The organism is Latilactobacillus sp. VITA-14 (assembly GCF_046580785.1).
Taxonomy (GTDB): domain Bacteria; phylum Bacillota; class Bacilli; order Lactobacillales; family Lactobacillaceae; genus Latilactobacillus; species Latilactobacillus curvatus.
Genome location: NZ_JBJKTM010000038.1, coordinates 1 through 3365, shown reverse-complemented (window position 1 = coordinate 3365; position 3365 = coordinate 1). Strand labels below are relative to the sequence as shown.

The window sequence follows — 3365 nt, the reverse complement described above, 5'->3', positions numbered from 1 at the left end:
GAGCACATTAGTGCTCAAGATTTAACGACGACGTTACTCCAAATTAACCAGCGACCGCTTAAAATACTCGACTGGCAAACACCGTATCAGGTTATGCTGACAAATTTGTCCAAAAATTCGGATTAAATTTGCAATCTACCAATTAACGGGGGAAATTGCGTTATTAGCTTCGGATTGATACAATCAGGTTAATTTAAAACGAGTAGGTGATTTGATGAATAGTATCCATTTAATTTGTTTAGGTGTTCAGGATTTAACCGTGTCACGTCAGTTTTTCCAAGCACTCGGCTTTCAAGCGCCGAATTTAGAAAATGCTGAGACAATCGTCTTTTTCAATAATACTGGGACCAAGTTGGAATTGTTTCCGTACACTGCACTACTAGCCGATATTGGCTTATCCGCAGATAATCATCCATTTCCAAGAACGTTCAACGGCGTGACCCATGCCTTTAATACGCATAGTCAAGCGGAAGTCGATGCAACATTTAAAACAGCTCTCGCTAACGGGGCCACGCTCATCAAAGCGCCAGAATGGGGCGAGTGGGGTGGCTATAGTGGTTATTTCAGTGATCCCGATGGTTACTATTGGGAAGTCGCTTACTCAAAGGACTGGCAATTTGATCAAGATGGGATGGTGGTGATCGAATAGAATGTGGGCGCACGTAGGTTTTTTTGCGTTTTACGCTGTTCAGTTCTTTAGAAGTCTGTTATAATGAATAACGTTCTGGAGAGTTGGCAGAGTGGTAATGCAACGGACTCGAAATCCGTCGAACCGGCTTATACCGGCGCGCAGGTTCAAATCCTGTACTCTCCTTAAATAAGCGATTTTAGAACACTTTTAAGTGTTCTATTTTTTTGTCTTAAAGTGCTAAAAATGTTGATACAAAAGGGATAAGGAAGATTTTTTTATTTTATAAAAAGGCAAATTCTATAATTAATCCGAACAGAAATTAAAAAGCCCAAAGCAATCACTTACAATGGTAGTAGCTAATTCCAACCAATATAGGGAGTGATTACTTTGGGTACATCTACTTTATCACGTTTTCAACGTGGCGCACTAGCACAACTGGTCAATGAGGGGAATAAATCTTACCAAGTAATGGCTGACGCCTTAGGCGTCCCCAAAGCTACGATTAGCTATGAGTTGGACCGAGTTAAACCTTATGATCCAGAATTAGCTCAGCAAGATGCAGATCGCAAAAGGCGGAATTGCGGTCGTCGTTCGATACTGACGGCAGCATTAGCGACTTTAATTACCAATCACTTACGATTAACCTGGTCACCAGAAACCATTGCGGCCGCTTATAACTTGAGCACTGCGTCAATTTATAATTGGCTTAATCGTGGCTGGCTCCCCCTTCAAATTGACTGATCTACCCAATCGGAATGTCCGCCAGCACCGAGTGAGCGAAAATCGTGGGAAATTTACAAGTGGGACTTCCATCGAACAACGGCCAACAACTGTTAATCAACGGTTAGCTTTTGGTCATTGGGAAGTAGATACGGTGCTTTCTAGTCGAAGTGAGTCACGATCATGTCTGGTTACATTCGTAGAACGTAAGACCCGACTTCTATGGGCCATCAAAGCCCCTAATAGAACGGCTAAGGCTCTAAACACCGCCTTTGGTAAGTTTATGGGGGCCTTCGGTCCCCAAGTAAAATCCATTACTGTTGATCATGGTAAAGAGTTTGCCAATTATCAGGCCTTAGAACAGGATTATCAGATCAAAGTTTATTTTTGCCATCCATATTCACCATGGGAGCGAGGTTCCAATGAATATTTTAATAGACGGTTACGCTGGTTCTTCCCGAAAAAGACCAATTTTAGCCAAGTAACGACTGATGAGATCCTAGCAGCACTTGAACTAATTAATCAACGACCATTAAAAATACATCATCAACAGACTGCCATTGAAAGATTCCGGGCTTGTTCGGATTAAACTTGTAATTTGCCATTGCCATTCAGCTTGTTCTTTTTTTAATTGTTTCAAGATAATGGATAATTCCGGTAGTAAGGGGATGGTTCTAACTGAACTAGGAGTTTTAGTACGTGGAACTATTTTTTTAGTGTCTTGATAATCGTAAATGTTTTTGACGTAGATTTCTTTCTTTTCAAAGTCCACATTGTCCCAAGTCAATCCGCCTATTTCTTCAAAACGTAATCCAGTATAGGCTCCTGTTAGTATCATGTAGTAAGTAATTGCCGAATAAGATTTATTTTTGTCAGCGTAATCAATTAACTTTTTGAAGTTATCGATAGACAAAAATTTAACTGCACGTTTTTTACTAGGTGCACCATTGATTGTTACTTTACGAGTAAAGTCTGAATAAATAATTTGATCATCAATTGCGTCTTGAATACATGACCTAATTATTGAATTAGTTTTCTTACATGTAACTGTAGACCTGTTTTTTTGATAATCGTTCATAAAGGATTGATAGTCCATTTTAGATATATCAGTTATTTTTGTGTTAGGAAAGTAATTATCAATTACGGTCGCGATATTATTAAATCTGTTCATTGATGAATAACCGACATTGGGCTTCTTATATACTTCAACCCATTTTTTGTAATAATCATTGATAGTAACATCTTGTTTATCAAGACTTGAACCGTGACGCATTTGTATTTCCATTTCTTCGGCAGCATGACGTGCTTCTGTCTTGGTAGAGAAACCACCTTTAACATATCTTTTATTATTGCCTTGTTTGTCTTGATAACCAATTTTATATCGATATGATTTACCATGCTTTTCTATCGTTGCCATAATAAAGACGGCTCCTATGATGGAATTACGGACAAACTGTTCGATATAATACATCATAAAGGAGCTTTTTATTATGGCAATTAAATATTCAAATGAATTTAAAGAATCGATTGTTAGCTTAAGTCAGACTGGCCGTTCGGCCAACTCACTGGCTAAAGAATACAACGTCAGTGTTTCAACGGTCACTAAGTGGATTAAACAAGCTGATCCTAACAACACTAAAGTGCTATCATTAAATGAACGTGCTCTGATTAAAGAAAATAAACGGTTAAAAGAAGAACTTGATATTTTAAAACGAGCGGCGGTGCTCATGGTAAAAAGCTAATTATTAAAGGGCGTGCCCTCGTGTTAGAAGTCGTCAACGCTAATTTACTTGCTGGGCACCGCATTACGCGTATCTTATCAGTACTCAAAATTCCGCGCTCAACCTACTATGATTATCTACATTGGTAGCCAAGTAGAACTGAACGCCGCCGGCATTTAATTAAACAAGAAGTGTTAACGGCTTGGTTAAGATATCCAATGTATGGCTACCCACGATTAACGATCTTACTAAATCAACAGTCTGATATTCACGTTAGTCAGCGTCTGGTCTAT

At 38.9% G+C, this 3365-nt stretch carries 2 protein-coding genes, 1 tRNA gene and 3 pseudogenes; 5 read left to right on the top strand and 1 reads right to left on the bottom strand.

Annotated elements, in window-relative coordinates:
• From ACF1X7_RS09910 to ACF1X7_RS09895, 4 genes and pseudogenes are all read left to right on the top strand, one after another.
• A pseudogene (locus tag ACF1X7_RS09910) lies at positions 1-126 on the top strand (IS30 family transposase); the annotation flags it as partial.
• 88 nt (positions 127-214) lie between these two features.
• Positions 215-649 (top strand): VOC family protein, encoded by a 435-nt coding sequence (locus ACF1X7_RS09905; RefSeq protein ID WP_221276703.1) that lies wholly within the window; start codon positions 215-217, stop codon positions 647-649.
• Positions 650-726: 77 nt separating this feature from the next.
• Positions 727-814: transfer RNA gene (locus ACF1X7_RS09900), tRNA-Ser, on the top strand.
• A 204-nt stretch (positions 815-1018) separates the two neighbouring features.
• A pseudogene (locus ACF1X7_RS09895) lies at positions 1019-1940 on the top strand (IS30-like element ISLsa1 family transposase).
• Here ACF1X7_RS09895 and ACF1X7_RS09890 read toward each other — a convergent pair.
• Complete coding sequence (locus ACF1X7_RS09890; protein WP_187357642.1) at positions 1884-2768, bottom strand: Arm DNA-binding domain-containing protein; 885 nt, start codon at positions 2766-2768, stop codon at positions 1884-1886. The pseudogene ACF1X7_RS09895 and the gene ACF1X7_RS09890 overlap by 57 nt on opposite strands.
• 73 nt (positions 2769-2841) lie before the next feature.
• Here ACF1X7_RS09890 and ACF1X7_RS09885 point away from each other — a divergent pair.
• Positions 2842-3365: pseudogene (locus tag ACF1X7_RS09885) on the top strand (transposase); the annotation flags it as partial.